The organism is Hymenobacter sp. H14-R3 (assembly GCF_030063445.1).
Lineage (GTDB): Bacteria > Bacteroidota > Bacteroidia > Cytophagales > Hymenobacteraceae > Hymenobacter.
This window is the reverse complement of record NZ_JASITD010000028.1, coordinates 16,291-39,936: the sequence shown is the minus strand read 5'-3', so window position 1 is coordinate 39,936 and position 23,646 is coordinate 16,291. Positions and strand designations below refer to the sequence as shown.

Below are 23,646 nucleotides of genomic sequence, written 5' to 3'. Positions count from 1 at the left end.
ATGGCAAAAGCTAAAAAAGTACTGGCTGCTGTAGGCGAGCCAGACGTGATGCCGGCACCCGCGCCGGCTCCTATTGTGCCTGAGGCAGACCTGCCCTGGCTCGACTGTAACGGCCACACGTTGCTGGAAGGCGACAAGGCCCACGTGCTACCCGACATCAGCAAACGCCTGTCGGGCAAGCTGGTAACGATAGTAGGGAACTACGACGCCCAAAGCCGCAGCATTGAGGTGGAGGTTCACGAGGATGAGCCGAACCTGAACAACCGGCGCATCCTGCCTTGCTATTTGAGGCTACTGGCTGTGCTCGGTGATAATGTGGGCGCGCCCAGCAAAGCACCCGCACCGGTGGCCAAGTCTGCCGATGAGGTTGCTATCAGCATGGATGCCTGGGATTTACTGGAAAAAATTATTATTCTTGGCGAAGCACCAGCGGCTAACGTGAGTGGTGATGCCGAGCCGCTGCTGGCCGAGTTAATCCGCGAAAAGCTAATTGAGTACACCGATGGCGCGCCCCTTGCCTACCGGGCTACCGAGCTAGGGCAGCAAGCGGCTGCACCTGAGCCAGTTGCGGAAGCAGCGCCGGCACTGGTATACACGCCTACCAAGATGAAGCTGGTACTGCTGGCCGACATCGTGGTGACGAGCAACACCCGTAAAGTCTTCGACGAAACGGCCCTGGCAGAGCTGGCCAACAGCATCAAAGCTCAAGGCGTTATTGCCCCCATCACGGTGCGGCCGCATGGTACCGAGGTCGGCAAGTTTGAGCTAGTGGCCGGCGAGCGCCGGTACCGGGCGTCGAAGCTGGCTGAGCAGGCGACCATTCCGGCCGTCATCCGCACGCTCACCGACCGGGAGTTTCTGGAGGTGCAGCTGCTGGAGAACTTGCAGCGTGTCGATGTGCGCCCGGCCGATGAGGCCACGGCGTTCAGCAAGCTGCTGGCTAGCCACCTGTCTGCTGAAGAGATTGCCCAGCGCGTAGGCAAGCCCGTGAAGTTCGTGTTGCAGCGCGCCAAGCTGGTAGCCCTCATTCCCTTTTGGATGGAACTCCTCGAGGGGGAGCGTTTGCCGTTGGTGGCCGCCCACGAGCTGGCCCGACTGCCGGCTCACAGCCAGGTCGTAGTAAAGAAGTGGATGGAATCCTCTCAGGCCTGGGAGCTGAAGCAAAGCACGCCGCTCAGTGCTAGTAGCATTCACCACGCCATTACTCAGGAAGTACTACGCCAGCTGGCTGGTGCAGCTTTCGACAAGGCAGACGCTACGCTGTGCCCGGTTGCCGGCCCTTGCACCACCTGCCCCAAAAACAGCGCTAATAGCCGCGGCCTATTTGACGAGGCAGGCACTGACCCAACGGCTGGTAAGTGCCTGGATTCCGGCTGCTTTGCAGACAAGAAACAGGCTTTTTTAGAGCGCCGCAAGAAAGAGTTTTCGGGTACTAACGTGCCGCAGATTTCCAGCAGCTATGCTACCCCACCCGCTGGTGCGCTGGGGTATAAGTTCTATGACCGCGCGAAAGAAGGTGACAAGGGCGCGGTAGCAGCCCTGATGGTAGATGGTACCGATGCGGGCGCTATCAACTGGGTAAAACTCAGCAAGGGCGCGCCCGATGCGCAGGCGGTGGCCCAGGATAATAAAGCTGAACGCGCAGCAGCCATTCGAACCAATCGCATCAAAAAGATGACGAATGAGCTACTGGCTGACAAGCTGCGCGAAACGTTCACGGCCGAGTTGCTCGACCCAACGGCGGGCATCGGGGCAGCTCACGCGCTGCTCGACCATTGGTTGAAACGGTCGCTCACGTTCGGCAAGACCCGCACGCCCAACGATATGCTGAGTCACTTAACAGGTTGCTATGGCTGGGAAGAACCCACTGAGGCAGAGTTGGTAAGCACGTGGAGCAACAAAGGCGACAGCCCCCACTACCTATACCTCAATCGGCAACTGGCTGCGATGCCTGACGTGCTGGAAAAGGTGGCCCTATTCTTCGACTTGAAAATCCGCGATGGTTTAGAGCAAACCGAATACACTGGCACCCAAGCGACGCTGGTGAACGCACTGCCTATCAGCTACCAGCCTGCTTTTAATGTGGCTAAGCAAGCTGAGAACCGGGTGCAAGTGCGATACTACAGCAAGGGCAAAAAGCAGGAGGCCACCGCATGAGCAGCCAGCCAGCCTTCTACTTCCTGCACCACGCGGGGCTGAGCAGCGAGAAGTGTTCCTGGCGACGGGAGCACTTCGAGCTGACGGCCGACGGCCGCCTCTCCAGCGTGACCGAGCGCGAGGATAAAATCAGCTTCACGTGCCTCTACCCGAAGCTGTGGCTGCCGGCCGGCGTGGTGATGAGCACCCGCGATGCTTACCGCGCGGCCAAGCTGCGCCACGTGCAGGCCCTGCGCCTGGCGCTCAAGAAGGTGCGTGATGAGCAGGCCGCCCGGAAGCTGCTGCGTGGTGGGGCCGCCCGCAACCAGCACGGCGCTGAGGAAGCTGGCGCACTGGAGTTGATGGCCGTGGCCCTGGAGCAGCCCCCTGTGGCCCTAGCCCAGACCCCGGCTGTGCTCGCCGGCATTCTCGACGACTACACGGTATTCGACTGCGAAACCACTGGCTTCAGCCACGAGAAGGACCACCTGCTAGAAATAGCCGCTACCCGCTATACCAACGGCAAGCCAGTAGACAGCATGCAGTCCTTCGTGCGCTACACCGGCTACATCCCGCCCCGGATTACGGAACTCACGGGCATCAGCACCAAGCAGGTGTTTCACGCGCCTGAGGCTTTGGATGTGATGAAGGAGTTCCGGCGCGTGGCCGGCGACTCGCTGCTAGTAGGGCACAACGTCACCTTCGACCTGCGCTTCGTCAACGCCACCCGCGCCCGCCTCGGTGCCTACCAGGCGCTACCCAATTCCTTCCTGTGCACGCAGGTAGTGGCCACCCGCCGCTACCCCGCGCCCCACAAGTTGGGGGAGTTGTGCGCCCGCTTCGGCATCAGCAACACCGGTGCCCACCGCGCCATGGCCGACGTGCTGATGACGGCCAAGCTGCTGCAACACATGCACCAGGCGCAGCCCATCACGGCCGACTTGCTCAACGCGACCGGCACCGCTAAACCCAAGGCTAAGGCAGCCGCCATCCCCACCCTTTTCGCTGCCTAATTCCCGATGACCTTCTTCGAGCTCCACGACCAATTCTTTCAGCTTAATAACCAGCAGCCTATTCCGGCGCTGGCCAGCAAACTGTACATGTACTGGCTGAACGAGTTCAACCGCGCGCGCTGGCCGGCCGTGCTCTACCGCCGCGCTAACCAGGTCTATGCCGACCTGCCCTGTGACAAGAACACGTTCGGCCGGGCCGTAGCCCAGCTAGCCGAGCGGGGCCTGCTGCACTTCGACAGCAACAGCCGCGGGTGGGAATTGAACTACGGCCCGGCGGCTGACTGGCTGCCCACAATAGTGAATAATTCACCACAACCGGCGCAAGTCATGGTGAATAATTCACCACAGGATGTAACCGAATTACCCAAAACGTTACATCTCATGGTGAATAATTCACCACCTATAAGGAATAGACCAGACATAGTTCTAGAGAAAGACCAACCAAAAAAAAAGGCGGGTGAGGCTGCGGAGGAAATAACTCTCGCCCCTCTATCAGCCAAAAAAGAAGTTAGTGCCCCCCGTTGCGAAGCCCCCCCGAAATCGGAGGCTGCCCAGCTTCCGGAGGCCCTCGCTACCGAAGCCAAGCAGCTCGCCGTGACAATGGGCCAGCTGTGGAAGATTTCGGAGCAGAAGAATTTCCAAAAATTTGCCCTCATCTGCGCCTTCACTAAGCGCCTGGCCCAGTTGGACCGCCTGGCCGAAGTGCAGGAGCAATTCGCTGGCTACCGCCTCACCCGTGAAAAGTCCGGCATTCGTGCCCACCGCCTCACTGACTGGCTCGGTGCCTACGCTGATGACTATGCCGGCGGCGAGTGGTGCGGCTGTGACTGGGCCGCCGTGGCGGCCGAAACCCGCCAGCGGCCCGGCGAGGCCTTAACCACCCAGACCCCTGCCCGCGCCGGCACTTCCCCCGCCAAGCTAAAGGCCCAAAGCTGGGCTTAACCCTCTCATCTAAAGTATTTTATGAACGTCCCCATCCCTAAATCAACCCACCTGCCGCCCCAGGCCTTGCAATTCGAGCGGGCGGTGCTGGGCGCCATGCTGCTGGAAAAGCCCAGCGTGGGCCAAGTGCTGAGCCAGCTACCCGAGCTGGCCTTCTACAAGGCTGAGCACCAGCTGATTTACGCTGCTATTCAGGCCCTCGCTACGGAGAGCCAGGCCGTGGACCAGCTCACCGTCGTGCAGTACCTCAAGGGCAAAGGCACCCTGGAGCGCGCCGGCGGCATGGCCTACGTGGCCGGCCTCACCATGCACGTCAACTCGGCCGCCAACCTCGACACGCACAGCCGCATCATCTTGCAGCAGTACATGCGCCGGGTGATGATTGAGGCCACCACCAAGGCGCAGGCCAAGGCCTACGACGAGGGCCTTGACCCGCTGGAGGTGCTAGCGGAGCTGCAAATGCAGTTCACCAGCCTGCACCAGGTTATCGACCAGCGCCCCGCCCAGACTGTAGCCGACCACTTCGACGCCGTGTTTGCCAAGCTCGAAGCCGACGTACTGAAGCCAGGCCTCACGGGCGTGCCCACCGGCCTCACGCAGCTCAACGACGCTACCGGCGGCTGGCAGCCCGGCGACCTCGTGGTGATTGCCGCCCGCCCGGCGATGGGTAAGACGGCCGTGATGCTGGCCCAGGCCCGGGAGGCCTCGCTCGATCACGACAAACACACGGCCATCTTCTCGCTGGAGATGCCGGCGGCGCAGCTTGTGCAGCGCCTGGTGTCGAGCGAAGTGGAAGGCTACTCCAACTCCGACCTGCGCCGCGGCAACATCGAGGGCGGCGCGCCCGAGGTGGCCAGCATCCGGGAGAAGGCCAAGCGCCTTAAAACCCTGGGCCACCGCCTGCACATCGACGACACGCCCGGGCTCTCCATCCAGCAGGTGCGGGCCAAGTGCGCCCGCCTGCATGCGGAACACCCGCTGGGCCTGGTCATGGTGGACTACATACAGCTGATGAAAGGTGACCAGAAGAGCCGCGGCAACCGGGAGCAGGAAATCAGCAGCATCAGCCGCGGCCTCAAGGAGCTGGCCAAAGAGCTTATGGTGCCGGTGGTGGCCCTGAGCCAGCTGAGTCGGGATGTGGAGAAGCGCGGTGGCCAGAAGCGCCCGCAGCTCAGTGACCTGCGCGAGTCGGGCGCCATCGAGCAGGACGCCGATATCATCATGTTCCTGTGGAGAGGCGAGTATTACAAAATCGAGGAGTACGAGGATGGCAGCCCGACCGAGGGCACGCTGCTGATGGACATCGCCAAGAACCGCAATGGCAGCGTGGGCGAAATCATCGTGGGCTGCGAGCTCAAGCGCGGCCTGCTCTACGACCTGGGTGATGCGCCGGCCAGTGCGGAGCTACCGCCGGCGGCCGCTGAGTTCCAGCCCCGCGTCATTGCTGTGAGCACCGCCGGCGACTTCGGGCAGCCCGCGCCCTTTCAGAAGGCCCCACCTGACGCGCCCTTCTAAATGGAGGCCTACTCTCGCCAGATGGCCGTGGCCGTGCGCCGCGCTATCCGCGAAGCCGACAGCGCTCGATTCGCGCACCTGCTGGCCTACTACCGCCAGCGCGGTGGGCCGGGCCTGGCCCTCATCGAAGCCGAGCAGCTGCTACGCCAGCAGCGCCAGCACCTCAATCACTCTCCTCAAGCGGCCTAGTGGCCACCCCAACCAAATGAAATACAAAATCCTTCCAAATACCCCGCTCTACGAAGCTATAGGGGAGTTGCGCGACAAGATAAAGGCGGCCGATGTCGTAGCTAAGGCACTATCTAACAAGTGTGGTGCCTATGCCTACTCGGGTGGCCGTGGTGTAGGTGGTGGCATTCGGGCGTTGTGCTTTAAAGAGAAGCCTGAGCACTTCAAGCTGCTGCAATACCCCGACTACTACTATCCGAAGGTGAGCCTCAAAGTGAATCGGGAGCTGGTAAGTGAGCTGGCCGCACTACCTGAGGTGAAGGACTCGGAGCTAAACGAGCTGGTTGGCTTCAAGTCCGGAATGACGATAGATGAAGCAAGCGGCGGCTTCCGACGCACGCAGCGGCCTGGTATCGTGTGGAAGGAAGAAACGGGCGTGGCTTTGCTCGACACTGGCCACGGCACCTGCGCCCCGCACCCCGACATGGTTGAAATACTCGAATCGGAATACTTAGCCCTGCAAGGCAAGTGAGCCCCTACGATGACCCCGCCGTGTCGGCTGGCGAGATAGCCGACTACCTCCATTCCCAGCAGCCCCCACCCATGCCTGACCTACTCCACTGCCCCTTCTGCGGCTGCGTCCCCATCATCCTGCCCCTCACCGGCCGCGGCTGCTACATCGAATGCGAAAACGATGCCTGCCCCGTGATGCTCCAGACCCGCACGTGCGATAACGCCGAGCTGGCCGCCGCCGAGTGGAACACCCGCAGCAGCGAGGCGCGCAGCCACGCGGCTCCTATCGAGACGGTTTAATGCTGCGCACCGCCTCCCGCGTCGATGCCAACCAGCCCGCAATCGTGAAAGCGTTGCGGGCTGTCGGCGCATCTATCCTCTACACGCATCAGCTAAAAGGCTGTTTTGACCTACTGGTCGGCTACCGCGGCCGCACGTTCATTTTCGAGATTAAAGACCCTGCCCAGCCGCCCAGCGCCCGGCAGCTCACGCCCGGCGAGGCCAAGTTCCGGGAAGAGTGGCGGGGCACCCCCTACCACATTGTGCTTACCCCAGACCAAGCCATCCGCATCATTACCACCCTGCCCTAATTCTGCATGTACGTCATTCCCACCACCTGTTCTTCTACCCCGCTACTGCCCCGCACGTTCCTGGCCAGCGAGGTGACCAAGGCCGCTACCCGTGTCACCGAGGTAGCTACCAGGCACCCCAGCTGGCCCAGCAGTCGGGTACGCGCCACCATTGCCCGCGAGCTGAATATAAGCACCCGGCAGCTGCGTTACCTGCTCCAGCAGGCGGCCAAATGAAATCCCGTGACGCTTTTGGCAAGTCCGTGACGCTTTTGGGGGTGCGCGTTTGCGAGGGGGTGAGGTGGGTCGGAATTTCGAAGGACCATGTCAGAGCAGTCCGACGCCGCCAAAAAAGCCCTGAAAGTTCTCTCGCCTCAACGACGCAAATTCGTTGAGGCTTTTTGCCTATGTCTGAATGGCGCAAAGGCTGCACGCACAGCAGGTTACAGCGAGAAAACGGCCCGTGTTCAGGGAAGCCAGCTCTTAACAATACTTAACATCAAAATTGCCATTAAAGCGGTGCTCGACATCGCTGGCATGGACCCCGAAGAAATAGCGGCGCGCTGGGACCGGATTGCGCGAGTGGACCTCTCCGACTTCTACACCAAGGTCGAGTACGAAGAGAAAACCAAGGTGCTGCGCCCCGTGCTGGAGCGCATCGCTGAGTTGGAGTACGAGGTGGACTTTGAAGAGCGCGTGGCCAAGCGCCAGACGTTGGATGAGGATGATGCCGAGCGCCACTACTACAGCCAGCAGCGCCGGCGCAATGACATCATCCGCTGCCAGGTAGAGCTGGAGATGAACCCGGCGGCTACCTACCAGGCTGAGGGCCCGCCCGTCAAGAAGTACCGCATGTCACTCGACCTCGTGAAGGCGGAAGAGCTAGGAGTACTCGACCTCATTAAGAGCATCAGCGAGGGCCGTAACGGCACGGGCATCACCCTGCGCGACCCAGACGCTGCCCTCGACAACCTGGCCAAGTGGCGCGGCATGACTACCAAGCTCGACATCACAAGCCTGGGCCAGTCGATAGCGCCGGCGCCGGCCGTGCTCGGCCTGTTCACGCTCGAGGAAAAGAAAGCCATGCTGGCGCGCCTGCGCCTGGCTCAGCAGGAAGGAGGCGCCGATGTCTGAGCTGCTGCCCACCACCGAGGCCGAGCTTGATGAGGCACTCGCCGCCCTCACCCCCGACCAACTCGAAGCCGACATCTGCAAGGAGTCGTTCTTCGAGTTCTTCTGCGCGTTCTGGCACACCATCGAGGCTGTCGAGCTAAAGCTCAACTGGCACATTCGCTACCTCTGTGACCAGTTGCAGGAGGTGTACGAGACATGGGCCCGCGTGGAAGTGCAGCCCGATGTGCTCATTAACGTGCCCCCTGGCACGAGTAAGAGCACCACCGTTACGCAGCTGTTCCCGGCCTGGCTCTGGGTGCGCAAGCCCAGCATCCGCCTCATCAGCAGCTCGTTTACGGCCTCGCTCTCCATCAGCCACTCGACCAAAACCCGCCTGTGCCTGAAGAGCCCCAAGTTTCAGCGCCTCTACCCGGGCCTCATCGAGTTTCAGGATGACCAGGATGGCAAGACTGATTACCGCAACACGGCCCTGGGGCAGCGCTACAGCACCTCGACCACGGGCGGCCCGACCGGCAACCACGCCGACTTCATCATCATCGACGACCCGTTGAACCCGCAGAAGGCAGCCAGTGAGGCGGCCTTGCTGGCGGCTTCGAGTCACCTCAAGACGCTAGCCACCCGCACCACCGACCCGGAGCGCACCGTCAAAATCATGGTGATGCAGCGCATTGCCGAGAAGGACCCCGCCGGCGAGTGGCTCACCAGTGGCCGCCCGCTGCGCCACATCTGCCTGCCCGGTGAGCTGACTAGGGATAAGCAAACCGGCGTCCTCGGTAAACAGGTGCGCCCGGCTTACCTCAAGGAAGAGTACGTCGATGGCCTACTCGACCCCATCCGGCGCCCCCGTCACGTGCTGCAAGACCTGAAGGTAGACCTGGGCTCCTACGCCTACGCCGGCCAGGTGCAGCAGCTGCCCGCGCCTGATGAAGGTGGCATCCTGAAGAAGGCCTGGTTCCGCACCATCAGCTACCCTGACTTCCTGAAGGTGCCGGGGGCTAGTTCAGCCGTGTGGCACGGTGACGCCGATACGGCCTACACCGACAGCCAGAAGAACGACCCCAGCGCGCTGCTCATCAGCGCTTACCTAGGCCAGATACTCTACGTGCGCTTCGTCGAGGAAATGTGGCTGGAGTTTCCCGCCCTCAAAAAGAAGCTGCCTGAGCTGCTGGCGGCCCATGGGGCAACCACCGCCCAAAGCAAGCTGCACGTGGAGCCCAAGGCATCGGGCAAAAGCGTGGTGCAGGACCTCAAGGCCATCACCCAGCTAAACGTCGTGGAGGCTCCCACGCCCGATGGTGACAAGCGCAGCCGCGTCAACACGGCCAGCGCCTTCATCGAGGCCGGCCGCGTCGTGCTCATCGACGGCAGCTGGAACGAGAAGCTCATCAACCAGGCGGCGGCCTTCCCGACCGCCGCCCACGATGACATGCTCGACTGCCTCACGCAGGCCATTCGCCGCTACCAGCCAGTGGGCAGCAAGCCCATTCAAGTTTTCCAATCCTTTCGCCCTCAGTAATGGACCTCTTCCTCCAGCACACCCCGCAGCCCTTCCCCTGGGGCTGCCAGTACTACGCCCTCTACGCGCTGCTCGGTGACGAGCGCCTGCTCGAAGACGTGACCGAGTGCAACAGCACCCGCTTCGAAGAGCGGGCGCGCGAGCTGGGCTACTTGCTGCACCGCATCTATGCCGACACCACGTGCACCGTGCCAATGCCGGCGGTGCTGTGGGATAAGATTTTTGGTGGCGCGGAGGGCGCGGCCCGCCTCGCGGGGTTTGAGGTGCCGTTCATTATCGACATCAATAGCCTGAGGCACAGAGATGTCTTTCATACAGTGGGCCTGACGATGACGGGCCACCAGGCTGAATCAGAGTGCTTCGACGAGTCGCGCATCAGCTTCCGGGTATTCGACCCCGCCGCCGCCGGTGAGAAGGTATTCGATTCGCTGGGCTCCTTCCTCGACTCCGCTTATGGCAAGGTGTACGAGCTGAAGCAGGTGATGCCGCTGGCTCACTTCGATGACCTGTTCCCCAAGCACTTCGGGCCCGATGCGGAGCACGTGCGTCCCGAGGTGCGCCAGGCCTATTGCCAATCACTACTTGAAAAGGAGGCCGCCTAATGCACCTGCTCACCCTGCCCGACACCCGCACCCTCGACCTGCCCACCCGCTGGGGAGAGGTCACGCTGGGCCAGTTCGACCGCCTGACCGAGTTGCCCGACCGGGCCGACGTATACAGCTTCCTGAGTGTCTTCCTCGACCTGGCTCCCGTGGAGGTGATGAACCTACCGCCGGCCTTCGTGTACGAGCAGGTGCTGCCCATGCTGGAATTTGCGGCCAGCACCACGCCCGACTTCGCCAGCTTCGGGCGGCCCACTGTGCTGCACATGCGCAGCACCGGCGGTGGGCTCTACGATGAGGTGTCGGTACCGACAGACCTCACCGCCAGCACGTTCGGGCAGGCCTGCGACCTGGGGGCTATCCTCAGTGACACAGCCATGACGGTGCCACAGAAGCGCATCCGGGCCCTGGCCATTCTCATGCACCCCTACTGGCAGAAAGGCGACTACGACAGCGATGCCATTGACACGTTCGCCAACTACGTGTGCGTCAACGTGGCCATCGAAGAGGCGCTGCCCCTCACTGATTTTTTTTTGAGCAGTACGACGGCATTCGCCGCGCCCACCTCGGCCAGCTCAAGCGCATCCCCGTCAGCGCCGACGAGCACGCCGCCGGCCTCGAAGCCCTCGTGGCCGAGTGGGATGCGCTGGCTGTGGTCAACGCGCTGGCCGCTGGGGACAAGACTCGCTGGCCCTACTTCTTCCGGCTAGCCTGGGGGGAGGTCAACACCATGATTGAGTTCGAGAACCACCAGGCCCATTACCGCTATCAGCTCCATAAGCGTCAGGAGCGCAAGTAATTATGAAACTCACCACTGCCGAAACGAAGAAATACGCCCTGCTCGTGGTGAAGGCCAGCACGGGCGGCCTCAACACCACCGACCGCACCGCTTACGAAAGCCTAGTGGGGAAAATGGCTAAGCCTGAGCCACGCAAGCCAAACGCAAAGAAGGCAACCACCTCGAAAGCTGCAGGCAAGTAATGAAAGCGCCCGACTGCGGTAAAATCTGCCACACCAGCACCAGGGCGGTGGCCTTGGTGCTGGCCAGCGCGCACTACCGCCGGGCCTACTACTGCTCCGCCTGCCGGGCCTGGCACACCACCAGCCGGGCGCTGTCGGCCAGCACCGAGCCCATTCACTACCGCTTGTCTACCCCGCACTACGAACGATGAACCTGCCCCACGCCCTCATTCAAGCCGCTGCCAGCTACGTGCTGCCCGGCTGCTTCTACTACCATGGTGAAGCCGAGCTGGCCAACATCAAGCTCGACCAGACTACGGCGGCCGACCGCATCGTGTACCTCGATGACAAGATGCCCTTCCGCTTCGTCACCACCAAGTACGGCCAGCTCACGGGCACCACCTACTCGTGCCTGCTGATGCTGCTGGTGCCCTCGAAGCTGGCCGACACCAGCGCCGTGCGCGAGCCGCGCGTGGCGGCGATGGTCGATGCGGCGGCGCGCATGGTGCAGGCGCTGAGCGTGCACCCCGACGTGGCCAGCGTGAAGCTGACGCGCCCGGCCGATGTGCTGTTCAACCAGTTCGACCGCAACGCCGACGGGGTGGCGCTGTACTTCGACCTTACCCCGCGCGGCGGGCTGAATGTGTGCTTACCTCCTAATCAGTCGCAGGTATGATAATCATTGAAAATGAGTTCGAAATCGGTCAAATGGTATACTTGCGCACCGACAGCGACCAACTGCCACGCCTCGTTACGGCGCTGATATACCGTGCTGGCGGCTACATGACTTACGAGCTGTCGCACGGCACGGCAACCTCCTGGCACAATGCCCTTGAGTTCACCCTCGAAAAGGACGTGTTGGCGGCCACTACGAACTAATGACCGACTTCGCCGATATCCTGGCCCGCGAAATCGTGCGCCTGCAAGCCGACGTGGTGGATACCATGCAGGCCAACGACCAGCGCGCCACCGGCAAGAGCATCGCGGCCGTGCGCAGCGACTCGGGCGAAGAGTATGCCCGCCTCTTCGGCCCGGCCCACGCCAAGCAGCTGCGCGATGGCCGCCGGCCGGGCCAGCGCCCGCCCATCGAAGCTATAAAGGAGTGGCTGGCCGCCAAGCGTCTCACCCTCAATCCCTACGCTGTGGCCAACAGCATTGCCAAGAAGGGCACCCAACTGTGGCGTGGCGAAGATGCCCGCTTCAAAAAGCCCACCGACACCTTCAGCGGCCCCATCGCCGCCGCGCTGCCCCGCTTCCGCGCTGGCCTCGTCGACGCCGCCCGCTCGGGCCTGCGCTCCGACCTGGTGGCCTTCACGGCTAACCGCCTCTAATTCATGGCCTGCGACCTCACTCTGCTCAGCCTCACGCCCTACCCGCCCACCAGCCCCGGCGGGTTCGGCTACGTGGGCCTGGCCTATGCCACGGCCTCGGCCAGCAACGTGCAGTGGACCGTGGCGGGCCCGGTGACGCGCAGCCAGGCGTACACCCGCGGCAACGACGGCACGGGCGTGTTATTCAATCTGCCCGCCGGCCGCTATACCTACAGCCTGAGCCTGGTGGAGGAGCCTGGCTGCCCGGCGCTGACGGGCGAGTTCATGCTGGGCGAGGCGCCCGTGCCGGTTGACCCGAGCCTTGCCGAGGCCGCGCGCTGGGAGCCCGTGGGCGGCGTGCTGCCCAACCCCGTGCTGCTACTTGTCGAGGCCAGCCTTAGCGACGCCGCCGGCGTGCTGCGGCCCGGCCTGCACGTGCAGGTGGAGCTGTGGCAGCCGGCGGCCCTGGTGGCCTTCGCTGCGTTCAAGGCCACCCTGCGCGCCGCTACGCAGTATGTCGATGCCGCGCCCTACCTGCGCGCGCAGCTGGTGGCGCTGCTGCGCTACCCGGCCACGGCCCGCAGCCCGCTCGTCGATAGAGATGCCTCACTGCGCTACTACTACCGCTACCGTGTGGCCGATGCCGCGGGCGCTGAGCCCTGGCAGCAACGCGCCGGTGAGCGCTACGCGGTGCTGGCAGCCCTGCAAGGCCCGGCCGACACCATGGCCCCCTACGTGGCCGATGGCACCGGCCGCGTGGCCTGCATCTTCCCCTCGGGCGAGGCCGTGCAGTTTCTGGGCTTGCCGCTCGAAGTGAGCGTGCTGCTGCCTGCGGCTGATGTTGACCAAATCCGCTACGCCGAGCTGCGCTACCTCGATGCTGGTGGCCAGGAAGTGGAAATCCGCTCCTATGCCCTGCCCGCCTCGCTGCCCGCCGGCATGCTGCGCATTCCGCTGCCGGGCCTGCCGCTGCCCTGCGCTGCCTGCGTCGAGGTGGCTATCGTCGATACCGACCGCGCCTACGCTGGCACTTGCTCAAACTACACGCCCACGCCCGCCCAGCCTGGCTATCTGCTCACCAATACCGGCCGCCTGCGCCTCTGATATGCCCAATCCCGCCAATCTTCTGGACTACACTGCGCAGGATGAGCGCATTCCCGAGCTGCCCTTGCTGCCCGCCGGCACCGACCGCGCTACGCTCAGCCTGGCAGTGTTCAACCCGGCCACCAACCGCACTGAGCAGACGCCGCTCGTGGCCGGTGACGCTGCCACCACTAGCAACCAGGTAGTAGGTGGCCCTAAGTTTGTGCGCTACCGCAGCAGCCAGCTGTACGGCGTGCCCGCCGGGGCGTTGACCCTCGACCGCCTGAGCCCTGCCACCATCGTGCCGAACACCGAGGCCACCGTGCAGAACCCGGCCGACGCGCCATTGAGCTTAACGGAGCTGCCCCGCCGCTACGTGGCCACCCTCGTGCCCGCGGGCACCGCCGGGGCCGTGCTGGTGCCCGCCTACGTCGGTGCGCCGGCCAGCAATAAGGTGCCCATTGTATGGGTATTGCAGCAGGGCACTACACCAATGGGCCCCAACTACCTGCCCAGCGGCCTGCTCTCTGTCATCTACCTTACTCAGGACGAGGCCACCCGCGCCGGCCACCCCGAGTACGCCACCCTGGAGGGGTTGGACCCGACGTATTTCTACAACGGGATGGTATGCCGCGTGGACCTGCATCCCGCTGGATTCGGCATCGAGATGCAACTCACGTACGACGACCGCCCCGATGCCCGCGCGGGGCTGCTAGCCTACGTCGATGGTAGCCTGCAACTCTACCCAAAGGCGCAAGTGGATGGTAAAAACGCCGTAAAGTGGACACGCAAAGACAGCACAGAGACCCGCACGGCCAACGTGCCGCTTTACAGCCCCACCCATAACCAGTATGGGGTACCGCCCGGTTACCGGGTGGACGACCTGATGAAGTACGTGTTCGGGGCAACTATCACGTTTCAGGCGCTGCTACCCGGCCAACTACCCCCGCCGGCTTTGGCCACGGGCGATGCCAACTGGGCCGTATTCGTGCCACCCGCACCGGAAAATGCGTTCGTGGAGGCGCGCACGGTAGGTCAGATGCAGGATATGGCGCGCGGCAGCGAGTATAAGGCCGGCCGGCTTTACCACATCATCCAGCGCGCGGATGCGCAGCTGGGCTACGCAATCGACGACATGCGCATCCGCGCGCTGACGACCAGCGCGCTGGAGCCAACCGGCTGGCTAATGCAGGACCCGTCGGTGCTGGTAAACTACGACCTGGCTACCGATGCCACTACGCCGGTAAGCAATGGAGGAAATGGCTACACTGATGAGCAGGCCCGCGCCGCTAATGCCCCGCTGCTGGCGGAAAAAGCGGATAAGACCTACGTAGATAATGCAGTACAATTGCCGGGCGTTTTGGTGCGCCAGAACGTGGTTGTAAACGCCTTAGCACCAGTAATTTATACGGGGGCAAGTCTGGCAGATGCCGGCGACGCGCTAACCGCGAAGGGCGGCGGCGGCGTGTACGCCTTTATTGACATATACCGTCAGCCTGCCATACTTGCGCGCAACATTACCCTGCCAACGGGCACGGTAGTAAATGGAAATAACTACATAATTAGGCTAGATGGAAAAACGATTTCGTACAACCAGGCCGGCCGCTTTTTTAATTTCGCGGCGGAATCGGGGACAATGCAGTGCAAGTTTCCGAGCGACCAAAACCCGACCGAATTTGTAGGCGGGCGGTTTGGCAGTGTGCTGCATATTGCGCCACCAAACGCATTGGTGCTACATACCAATGTACTATATAACGATGCGCCTGACTTTGTGCGGTTCTCCGGCGGCGGGACTTTTCTACTTAATGGCATTTCGGCCGACCCGTTGCCGGGCCAGATTGCAGCAGACGGCACAACCGTAAGGCGTTCAGATTCCGTAGCTGGGCCGGCCGGCAAGTGGCCGCCTTTTACGAACCCCGTGAGCGACTTGGGCAGCCAATTATACAAGGCTACCGCACCGCAATACATACGAACGGCTGATGTTAGATACACCACGAACGGCGGCGCGTCTTATAGCGCAGCCGTGGCCGCGCAACGGGCTGGCGATGTGTTTAGCTTAGCCGCCCCGGCCGGTTCTCCAATCGGCCAGCTAGGCTGGCAAGTGGGGCCAGGGTATGGCCGTGCCCCGTCCGATACGCTGTTTAATGCGGTTGCTTTTGCCTTGCCGGACGTGTTGCGCTTCTACGCAGGTGCAGAAACCCACATTGACGTGAACGGCAAAAGCTGGCAGCCGCTACCGGCTTCGCAGCCCCGTTTCGACTATAACGGAGCTGGGTACCCGCCGCTAGCTACGGTAGATGCGGAGTTGTACAATATAGTGTTCTATACTGGCAGTGATTTTTCCATTAATTTGCCAGTAGCCAATGGAAATTACCGGCTAGGTCTGGTGTTTAGCGAACCTTACGGCCCTTTGCGGGGTGCGCGTACTTTCGACGTGCGGCTAGATGCTAGCGGGCCGCTCATTCTTGCCAACGTGAATACGTACACAGCAGGGAGTAATATTGCTAGCTACGCGAGCCAAGCAATCATTTCGGCAACCGGCGGCAATGGCATAACGCTATCTCTTGCCAGCACGGGCAGCGGGCCGCCCATTCTGCAATGTATTACCCTCACCACAGCGTGATAGAAAAGCCAATAACTTACTAGCTGGCCCTGGCCCGCATCACTTATAAGGCCCTGCGCCCCTGAGCACCCCGAGCCCCGCCCCACCTGGCGGGGCTTTTTGCTGGCCACTTAAATCCCGTTACGCTTTTGGTGCTTTGATTTGGAGTTGGCCCGCGCCCGCCGGAACTTCGGCCATGCAATACCTGGCTCAGCCCCTGCTACTTCAACTGCAACCCGCCTGCGCGGGCACCTACCTGCGCTGGCTCAGCCCCCTCGGCACGTGGCCCGGCTGGCTGTTCACCGGCGATAGCGACCCCAAAACGGAAACCACCGACGCCACCGATATCAGCACGGCCGACGCGCGCGCCACCGTAGCCGTGCGCCGTGCGGCTACTGACACCCTCGTAGTCCGGGCCGGTGACTTGAGCACGGCCCAGCACCAGGCGCTCACTACGCTACTCGACAGCCCGCAGGTGTACCAGCAGCTAGCCGATGGCCGCCGCATCCCGGTGCTGGTACTGGCCAACTCCAGCGCTTCCCGCACCAGCAGCGAGGGCCGCCACGAGCTGGAGCTGACTATCAAACTACCCACGCGTAACGCGCTCACCCACTAAGCAATGGCCTACTCTTTGGTTTACCCCGATGGCACCGTGCAGACGCTGGGCGGGCGCGTGGCTATCACGCGGCAGGATAACGACCTTACCCGGCCCGAGAGCGTGCAGGCGGCGTTCTCTACTTCCTTCGCCCTGCCCGACGACGTGGGCACGCACAAGCGCCTCGACCTCGCGCAGCTGGGTACCAGCCTGAGCACCGCACCCTACGCGGGCCTGGGCTGCTGCCTGGAAGCCGGCGGCGTGGAAGTATTGCCCGGGGCCCGGCTGGCCCTCGACGACTACACGCCGCGCACGGGCTACACCGGCAAGCTGCTGGCCGGCAACAAGGCGTTTTACGACCTGCTGGGCGATAAGACGTTGCGCGAGTTGGACCTGTCGGCCTTCGACCATGATTGGACGTTGAGTCAGGTAGCGGCTGGTGCTAGTAACAGTCACTGGCAAGCCGGCTACGTGTACGACATCTACGACCGCGGCCTGGGCGCGCCCCCGCTGCCCGCCGCCGGTAGCAGCCGCCTGTTCGAAGCCGGTTACTGGCCCACGGCCTACGCCCGCGCCGTGTGGGAGGCCATCTTCGTGGGGGCCGGCGTGAAGTGGAGCGGGGAGCTGCCGGGCGCCTTCGACACGGCGCTGCTGCCCGCCACGGCCAGCTTCGGCTACTCAGAGGCCACCCGCGCCGCCCACCGCGTGGTGGCGGGCTACGCGCCCACGGCGCAGGCCCTGCGCTTCGGCGACGAGCAGAACGCGCCGCTGCCCTTCACCCACACGCTGGCCACCAAGGTCGACGGCAGCCTGGTGCTGGGCAGCAGCGCCGTGTGGGACCCGGTGGCCAAGGAGGCCGTCATCACCCAGCGCGGCTTTTACGATTTACAAGCCGACCAGACGGTGCACCTGTTTTGCTCGAATATTCTGAGCGGGGAGGTGGCAGCAGTCATCAAGCTGCTTGTCAATGGCCAGCTCGTGGGAGAGGTGGACTCAATTCGCGGCAGTGGCCAGCTTGATGCGGGGCTCACGGCCCTTGCGGAGCGGCAGCTGTTGCAGGTTGGCGACCGCGTGCAGGCGCGTTACCAGTTCGATAAGTTCAAGGGGGGCACCATCGGTAACGGCCCCTACGATTACGGCTGGGTGCTCGAAACCGAAGGCCGCCTCAGCATCTCGCTGCTGAGCGACTTCCCGCCCGGTGGCCGCGTGGTGCTGGCCGACTGGCTGCCCGAAATGACCCAACGCGACTTCGTGAAGGGGTTCATTCAGCTCTACGGCCTCACGCAAACCACCGACCCCTACACGAATGCCGCCCTGTTTCGGCGCACGGCTGCCGTGCTCGACAACTTCGCCACGGGGGCTGACTGGAGCGCGCGCCGCGATGGCAGCCAGCCGGCGAAGCGCAGCTGGCGGCTCGGTGACTTCGCCCAGCGCAACTGGTTTCGCTGGAAAGAAGATGACAGCAACCTGGCCTACGCCCAGGCCCAGGCCGCCCGCACGCAGCCCGGCTTCTACTGGGATGGCGACGCGGCCAAGAAAGTGGCGGCCGACTTCGCCGCCGGCTACCTCGACAATGGGGCCGGCGACGTGAGCCTAGCTGCTACCAAAGACGTGCTGAGCCTGCCCTTTGCTGCCTCCCCGGTGGGTGAGGCGGGCCTGTTGCTGCTACCCTACTGGAAGCCGAAGGCGGGTACGGACTACGCTGCTGATTTGCAGGTGATTGCCGATGCGCAGGCCGATGGCACGTACTCGGCAGTCGAAGCCGTGGCGGCCCGCGCCAAGGCGCTCGTCGATGATTTCGATACCCAGGCCCCGGCCCCGCGCCTGTGCTACCAGCTGCCGCCCGCCTACGGGCGCGAGGTGAAGCTCGAAGATGACCAGGGTAACACGCAGCAGGTGAGCATGCGCCTGAGCTACTTCGTGCGGCGCGACCAAACTGAAGACTTGGACTTCACCCGCTCACTGCTGCCGCGCTACTACCCGCACCTGGCGGCGGCCCTGGTGCGGCCCCTCGTACTGCGACCGGCCGTGCGGCTTACGGCGGCCGAGGTGGTGGCCTTCGACCAGCTCGTGCCCGTGTGGCTGGAAGAGGAAGGAGCGTGGTTTTTCGTGAACAAGGTGGACGGCTGGGAGGAAGATGAGGCCAGCACGCCGGTGGAGTTGATTCGGCTGTAGTAGTTTGGCAGGATGAAGAAACTACTATTTATCTTTTTATTGGCTAGTAGCCAATTGAGCACTACCAGTTGCGCCAAAAAAGATGACCCGGCAGCTGCTGCCCCCACCAATAATCAATTGATTCTGGGCCGGTGGGATTTGGCAAAGAGGGAAACAACCTTTTCACCCACCACGAGCACATTTAAAGACAATAGCATACTCTATGCAAAGGGGGATTCTTATTTAACATTTGAAACTGCGACTGTAATCAGCTACGACAAGAGTATATCTCCAACGTCAGGCACTTACACTATCAGTAACAATCAACTAAGCACGACCTCTGGCGGCACAACAAATGCTGTGCAAATAAACCAGCTGACTGCTAATCAGCTGGTTTTGCAGGATTCTTACGTAGCGCGTAGTAATGCTAATACTAACGTTACAGCTACAAACATCTACACTTACCAACGCTAAACCATCTGCTCCATCTCCCGGATAGCGAGATACACCGTGCTCTTGGCTACCCCGCACTGCGCAGCCGTGGCCTGCGCGGCGCGGCTGGGCTGCTCGGCATAAGTCGGGCTGGCCAGCAGGGCGCGGTAGTGCAGCACCAACTCCTTGTAGTTGAAGCACTTGATGTTAAGCGCGCCCGCCTGATAGAGCTGACTGAGCCGGCCCTGCTGGTCGAGCTGATTGAGAAGGTCGATTAACTGCATGGCCTAGATATTGGTCTGGTTATCAAGCTGCTGCTGCTGGCTTTGGCGCTGGCGCAGGTCGGTGAGGTTGAGCTGCGGTGGGGGCAGTGCCTGCGCGCCGGCCGTGAAGGCCCCCGTCAGCTTAGCCGTCAGCAAGTCGTAGTCGATGGCCGGGCCGGCGGCCGCCGCATGCACCACGCCACCCGTGCGCACCTGGGGCAGGTAGGCAGCGCTGCTGCTCACTACGCCTCCCTCTGCCCAGCGCGCCCACGTGGCGGTGGGCGTGGGGTCGCGGTAGAGCGCCCGGCCGCCGGCCAACTGGTTAATCATGCTGGCCATGCTCAGCAGCACGGGGTTGCGCGAAACGGCCGCGGTGAGCACCGGCTCGCCACCCTCAATCTCAATGCCGGCATGACGCCCGCGGTGCAGCAATTGAATGCCGCCCTGCGCGTGGCTGGGCCCGTAGGCGATACCGCCACTGGCAAACTTCTGGCTGCTGATAGCGCGAATCTGTGCGCCGGTGGTGATGGCCGCCGCCGCAATTTGCAGGGCCGTAAGAATGCCGAAATCAAACTTGGGCGTCTCGGCCAGAATCTTCATCACGGCCGAACCCCCGTCGATGACGGCCTGGGCAATTGCGTACTTCTGCTGCCGCTCGTGCTGCTCTTTTTCAATGCGGGCCTGCTGCTTGGCCAGCACCGCTTTACGCGCCTGGCTGGTCGTGGCCGCGTTCATCTCCTGGTTGATGCGGTTGAGCTGGTCCTGGGTGGCCGCGTCCTGAATGGTGGAGAGCGCGCTGAGCGACTGCGAAGCTATCCGGCTGTACTGCTCATACTTAGCCTGAAAGGCCGCCACCTGGCTTTGCGCGCCCTCCTGGGCCAGGTTCTTGAGATTGATTTGGTGCTGCTTCTCGACATTTTCCCGCTCGGTGGTGCCCTCCTTGGTGGCGGCCAGCCCCGCGGCGTAGGCGTTCACCTCGGCCCGCAGGCGCTCGTTGGCGTACTGCCGGGTGGCCTGCACTTCTTTCTGCTTGGCCTCGGTCAGGCCGGCGAGCATAAGCTGCTGATTGAGTTCGGCGGCCTGCTGCTGCGCATTCAGCTCCGTGATGACGTTCTGGGTGTCCTGCTCACTCAGGGCCTTGCGCTTGCCGATGGCGTCGGCCCGGATGGCGGTGATGCGCGTCTCGTACTCCAGGTTGCTCATGGCCCGGCGGTCGAGGCCGGCGATGGCCAGCTCCTGCTCCTGGTCGATGAGAGTGAGTTCGAGGTTGCGGCGCTCGAGCGTGCCCACTTTGGCCTGGGCCAGTTGGGCTTGGTTGCGCGTTACTTCTGCTTGCAGCACCAGCGCGTTCACCTGCCGCTCGAAGTCGGCCCGTAGCTTGAGCTTCACCGCATCGGCTTCCAGCTGCAACAACGGAATTTCCGCTACAGCCTGCTGGGCTGCTTTGAGGTCGTACTTCTGGTCCAAGTCGATGCGCGCCTGGGTCGCTGTAGCACGCAGCGCGTTCTTCTGCTGCTCGGTTAAGCCAAACTGTTCTAGCTCAGCTGCCGTAGCCTTATTCAAGGCCGCCAACTCAGTTGGGTAGTAAGCCTTTCGCAGGCGGGTTTTCTCGGCCAGCTCATCCGTCGCCTGTTTGATTTGCAGGGCCGTCTGGGCCTGCACTTGCTGCTGCTGCAAACGCAGTTCCTCCGTGGTGCCTTTCTGCACAGCACTCAGCCGCAGGGCGATGCGCGAAATATTGCGCTGAAGCTGGGCATCCTCCGCGGCATTCTGCTGCTCGATGCGCCGGGCTAGGTTCTGGCTGGCCCGCTGCGCATTCGTTTGAAAGTCCTGGGCCTCCTGCTGGCGGGCAGCCCGGCGGGTTTCAATCGTCTCGTAGTCGTAGGCGTTCAGGGCAATCTGAGCAGCTTTCTCCGCATTATTACGGGCCTGTCGCTCTTCAAAGAACTTCTGTTCCTGGTCGCTCAATTGCTCATTGGCTGCCTGCTTCCGGGCAATGCTAGCCAACTGCGACTGGTTCTTCTCCCGCTCCTGGGCTTCTAGCTGCTTGTTGAGGGCAGTGCGCTGCGCTAACTCTTCAGCCAGGCCCTGCCGGCCCTTGGCCCGCACCTGCTCCATGCTGAAGCCCGCTTGCTCCAGTGCCTTGGCTTCCTGGGCGTAAGCAGTTTTGAGCGCCTCGATACTATTCAGCTGCTGCTGCGCGGCCTTGATGGCTTTCTCATTAGCCGTATCGAGAAGGCCAATTGTTTCGCCAAAGTCACGCGCTAGCTCCAAGGCCTTGCCGGCCACGAGCTCGAACCCCTTGATGAGCGGGTCGAGCACGGCGCGCACGCTGGCAAACTTCTGGTAGAGCTTCTCGATAGCCACGTACACCAGCCCGATGGGATTGGTGAAGAGCAGCAGGGCCTTCGCGAAGTCGCGCACCTTCTGCTGGGTCTGCTCGCTGGCATTGCGGTAAGCCAGGAACGCGCCCACCAGCGCCGCCACCGCGATGATGATGAGGCCGATGGGATTCAGGCGCAGGGCCAGGTTGAGGGCGCGCTGGGCAATGGTGGCGCCCTCTACCGCCACCACCTGGGTTTCGGTGGCCACGGTACTGCCGGCGGTGGCCACGGCGCTGGCCGCCTGGCCTTCAGCGTTCAGGGCCGCCGCCTCGGCCTGGGCCGTGATGGCCACGGCATCGGCCCCCGCCACCGCGGCGTGCGCCTCGGTGCTTACGGCCGCCGCCGCGGTCAGCACCGACTCTTCCCGCAGGAAAATACTCTTGGCTTTCAGCAGCACGATGAGCGCCGCATCCTTGGCCGAATCCAGGCCGATGGCGATGGCGCGCGCGTTCTGGGCGATGGCCATCAGTTGCAAGGCCTTGGCCTGGGCCGCTGCCGCGTCGGTGTTGTCACCGAGCACGAGCGTGGCCACCGAGAACGCGCCCACCATGCCCTGCACGGCGTCGGTCACGGTGTCGAAGTTTTCTTTCTTGATGTTCTTCTGCACCCGCTCACCGAACTCATCAATCTTGCCCTCAGCTTGCTGAATGGTGGTGCGCAGCTCCAGGATGGTGCTGTTCAGCTCCTGCGCCTCTTTCGTGGCGGGGTCAAGGCTTTCGCGGGTGTTTTCGAGCGCCACGAGCTGCGCCCGCAGGCCAGCCAGCGAGCCGGCCGCTACTTCCACCGCCGCGGCCTGGCCCTGGGCCGCGGCCCCGCCGGCGCGGCTGGCCTGTTCGGCCGCCTGCTGGGCGCTCACCAAATCATCGAGCTGCTTCTGCGCGCCCGCCACCCGAAAGCCCAGCTGCTGGTACTGCTCCGAGTTCTCGCCCACCGTCTGGCCCACCTGCTGCTGCTCCTGCTGCACGCGCACCAGGTTTTCCACCGCCGGCGTGAAGGCCTGCGTGTACTGGTCGATGGTGGCCTTGGCCTGGGTGAAGTCGGTGATGCCAGCTTGCGCCGCGGCCTTTTGAGCGGCGGTCATAAAGCCGATGCGCTTCTGCTGAAGTAGCGCGCCCTGCTCGCTGGCCGCATCGACGCCCTTCAGCTCCTGCTCAATCTTCACCAGCTCGGCCACCACGGGGGCCAGGCCCAGCTTGAAGCTGGCGGCGTAGTTGCCCACGTTGCGGCCGGTGCTGCCCACGCCGGCTTCGATGCTTTTGAGCGCGTCCGACACGGCCAGCGCCTGCTTTTGCACTGCCTGGCCCTCGGCCGACTTGCGCTCGGCCTCGCCCATGGCGTAGTAGGCCGTGGTCAGCTCGAAAAGCTGGGCCCGCAGCTGCTCGGCGCTGCCGGCGGCGCTGTTGTAGGCGCGCTGGCTAGTGGCCAGGCCCTTTTCAAGCTCCCGCTGGTCAGCCGTCTGGCCCTTCAACTGCTCGCGCAGCTTCACCGACTGCTGCGCGTAGTCGCGGTCCGTTAGCTTGCCCAGCTCCCGCTCCTTGGTAAGCAGCTTCTGCGCCGATTTTGTCTGCTCAATGTCGAGGGTGAGCTGTTGCAGGCTGCCGCGGATAAGTTTTTGCTCCGCTTTGTACTGCTCCGCATTGATTTTTATTTCAAACAGGATGCTCTCGGTGGTTTGGTCGGCCATAGTCCTTCGAAATTCCGACCGGCCGTAGGCTCTCCCAAATGGTGGCCCCCAAAAGCGCCACGCGATTGCCA

Annotated in this window: 25 protein-coding genes; 23 read left to right on the top strand and 2 right to left on the bottom strand. The window is 63.0% G+C overall.

Annotated elements, in window-relative coordinates:
• The 23 genes from QMK33_RS19840 to QMK33_RS19730 all read left to right on the top strand — a co-directional run bounded on the left by QMK33_RS19840 (nt 1) and on the right by QMK33_RS19730 (nt 19,286).
• Nucleotides 1-2,157 (top strand): ParB/RepB/Spo0J family partition protein, encoded by a 2,157-nt coding sequence (locus QMK33_RS19840; RefSeq protein ID WP_283566365.1) that lies wholly within the window; start codon nt 1-3, stop codon nt 2,155-2,157.
• The gene (locus QMK33_RS19835) at nt 2,154-3,149 is read left to right on the top strand and encodes a 3'-5' exonuclease (protein ID WP_283566364.1); all 996 of its coding nucleotides are present in this window, start codon (nt 2,154-2,156) and stop codon (nt 3,147-3,149) included. The genes QMK33_RS19840 and QMK33_RS19835 overlap by 4 nt, the downstream gene beginning before the upstream one ends.
• Before the next feature lie 6 nt (nt 3,150-3,155).
• Nucleotides 3,156-4,091 (top strand): hypothetical protein, encoded by a 936-nt coding sequence (locus tag QMK33_RS19830; protein ID WP_283566363.1) that lies wholly within the window; start codon nt 3,156-3,158, stop codon nt 4,089-4,091.
• A 21-nt stretch (nt 4,092-4,112) separates the two neighbouring features.
• Nucleotides 4,113-5,606: a replicative DNA helicase gene (gene dnaB, locus QMK33_RS19825; protein ID WP_283566362.1), complete on the top strand. Its 1,494-nt coding sequence runs from the start codon at nt 4,113-4,115 to the stop codon at nt 5,604-5,606.
• Nucleotides 5,607-5,795, top strand: coding sequence for a hypothetical protein (locus QMK33_RS19820; RefSeq protein WP_283566361.1), 189 nt, complete (start codon nt 5,607-5,609; stop codon nt 5,793-5,795).
• A gap of 16 nt (nt 5,796-5,811) precedes the next feature.
• A complete protein-coding gene (locus QMK33_RS19815; RefSeq protein WP_283566360.1) occupies nt 5,812-6,306 on the top strand; it encodes a hypothetical protein in 495 nt (164 codons plus the stop codon).
• Entirely contained in the window at nt 6,303-6,587 is a 285-nt protein-coding gene (locus QMK33_RS19810; protein ID WP_283566359.1) for a Lar family restriction alleviation protein, read from the top strand. Before QMK33_RS19815 ends, QMK33_RS19810 begins: the two co-directional genes overlap by 4 nt.
• Nucleotides 6,587-6,877 (top strand): hypothetical protein, encoded by a 291-nt coding sequence (locus QMK33_RS19805; protein WP_283566358.1) that lies wholly within the window; start codon nt 6,587-6,589, stop codon nt 6,875-6,877. Before QMK33_RS19810 ends, QMK33_RS19805 begins: the two co-directional genes overlap by 1 nt.
• Before the next feature lie 6 nt (nt 6,878-6,883).
• Complete coding sequence (locus QMK33_RS19800; protein ID WP_283566357.1) at nt 6,884-7,093, top strand: hypothetical protein; 210 nt, start codon at nt 6,884-6,886, stop codon at nt 7,091-7,093.
• An 87-nt stretch (nt 7,094-7,180) separates the two neighbouring features.
• Nucleotides 7,181-7,990 (top strand): terminase small subunit, encoded by an 810-nt coding sequence (locus tag QMK33_RS19795; RefSeq protein WP_283566356.1) that lies wholly within the window; start codon nt 7,181-7,183, stop codon nt 7,988-7,990.
• Complete coding sequence (gene terL / locus QMK33_RS19790) at nt 7,983-9,506, top strand: phage terminase large subunit (protein ID WP_283566355.1); 1,524 nt, start codon at nt 7,983-7,985, stop codon at nt 9,504-9,506. Before QMK33_RS19795 ends, terL begins: the two co-directional genes overlap by 8 nt.
• Nucleotides 9,506-10,108, top strand: coding sequence for a hypothetical protein (locus tag QMK33_RS19785; protein WP_283566354.1), 603 nt, complete (start codon nt 9,506-9,508; stop codon nt 10,106-10,108). The genes terL and QMK33_RS19785 overlap by 1 nt, the downstream gene beginning before the upstream one ends.
• Nucleotides 10,108-10,818, top strand: a complete 711-nt coding sequence (locus tag QMK33_RS19780) for a hypothetical protein (RefSeq protein WP_283566353.1) — start codon at nt 10,108-10,110, stop codon at nt 10,816-10,818. The genes QMK33_RS19785 and QMK33_RS19780 overlap by 1 nt, the downstream gene beginning before the upstream one ends.
• Nucleotides 10,819-10,909: 91 nt before the next feature.
• Nucleotides 10,910-11,089 (top strand): hypothetical protein, encoded by a 180-nt coding sequence (locus QMK33_RS19775; RefSeq protein ID WP_283566352.1) that lies wholly within the window; start codon nt 10,910-10,912, stop codon nt 11,087-11,089.
• Nucleotides 11,089-11,280 (top strand): hypothetical protein, encoded by a 192-nt coding sequence (locus QMK33_RS19770; RefSeq protein WP_283566351.1) that lies wholly within the window; start codon nt 11,089-11,091, stop codon nt 11,278-11,280. Before QMK33_RS19775 ends, QMK33_RS19770 begins: the two co-directional genes overlap by 1 nt.
• Nucleotides 11,277-11,744 (top strand): hypothetical protein, encoded by a 468-nt coding sequence (locus QMK33_RS19765; RefSeq protein WP_283566350.1) that lies wholly within the window; start codon nt 11,277-11,279, stop codon nt 11,742-11,744. Before QMK33_RS19770 ends, QMK33_RS19765 begins: the two co-directional genes overlap by 4 nt.
• Entirely contained in the window at nt 11,741-11,947 is a 207-nt protein-coding gene (locus tag QMK33_RS19760) for a hypothetical protein (protein WP_283566349.1), read from the top strand. Before QMK33_RS19765 ends, QMK33_RS19760 begins: the two co-directional genes overlap by 4 nt.
• Entirely contained in the window at nt 11,947-12,399 is a 453-nt protein-coding gene (locus QMK33_RS19755; RefSeq protein ID WP_283566348.1) for a hypothetical protein, read from the top strand. The genes QMK33_RS19760 and QMK33_RS19755 overlap by 1 nt, the downstream gene beginning before the upstream one ends.
• 3 nt (nt 12,400-12,402) lie before the next feature.
• Nucleotides 12,403-13,482, top strand: coding sequence for a hypothetical protein (locus QMK33_RS19750; protein WP_283566347.1), 1,080 nt, complete (start codon nt 12,403-12,405; stop codon nt 13,480-13,482).
• A gap of 1 nt (nt 13,483) precedes the next feature.
• The gene (locus QMK33_RS19745) at nt 13,484-16,084 is read left to right on the top strand and encodes a malectin domain-containing carbohydrate-binding protein (RefSeq protein ID WP_283566346.1); all 2,601 of its coding nucleotides are present in this window, start codon (nt 13,484-13,486) and stop codon (nt 16,082-16,084) included.
• Between the two features lie 175 nt (nt 16,085-16,259).
• Nucleotides 16,260-16,679, top strand: a complete 420-nt coding sequence (locus QMK33_RS19740) for a hypothetical protein (protein ID WP_283566345.1) — start codon at nt 16,260-16,262, stop codon at nt 16,677-16,679.
• A gap of 3 nt (nt 16,680-16,682) precedes the next feature.
• Complete coding sequence (locus QMK33_RS19735; protein WP_283566344.1) at nt 16,683-18,833, top strand: hypothetical protein; 2,151 nt, start codon at nt 16,683-16,685, stop codon at nt 18,831-18,833.
• Between the two features lie 12 nt (nt 18,834-18,845).
• Entirely contained in the window at nt 18,846-19,286 is a 441-nt protein-coding gene (locus QMK33_RS19730; protein WP_283566343.1) for a lipocalin family protein, read from the top strand.
• Here the strand turns inward: QMK33_RS19730 and QMK33_RS19725 are convergent.
• Nucleotides 19,283-19,528 (bottom strand): hypothetical protein, encoded by a 246-nt coding sequence (locus QMK33_RS19725; RefSeq protein ID WP_283566342.1) that lies wholly within the window; start codon nt 19,526-19,528, stop codon nt 19,283-19,285. The two genes, QMK33_RS19730 and QMK33_RS19725, sit on opposite strands and share 4 nt — an antisense overlap.
• Nucleotides 19,529-19,531: 3 nt before the next feature.
• The gene (locus tag QMK33_RS19720) at nt 19,532-23,575 is read right to left on the bottom strand and encodes a coiled-coil domain-containing protein (protein WP_283566341.1); all 4,044 of its coding nucleotides are present in this window, start codon (nt 23,573-23,575) and stop codon (nt 19,532-19,534) included.
• Nucleotides 23,576-23,646 lie beyond the last annotated feature (71 nt).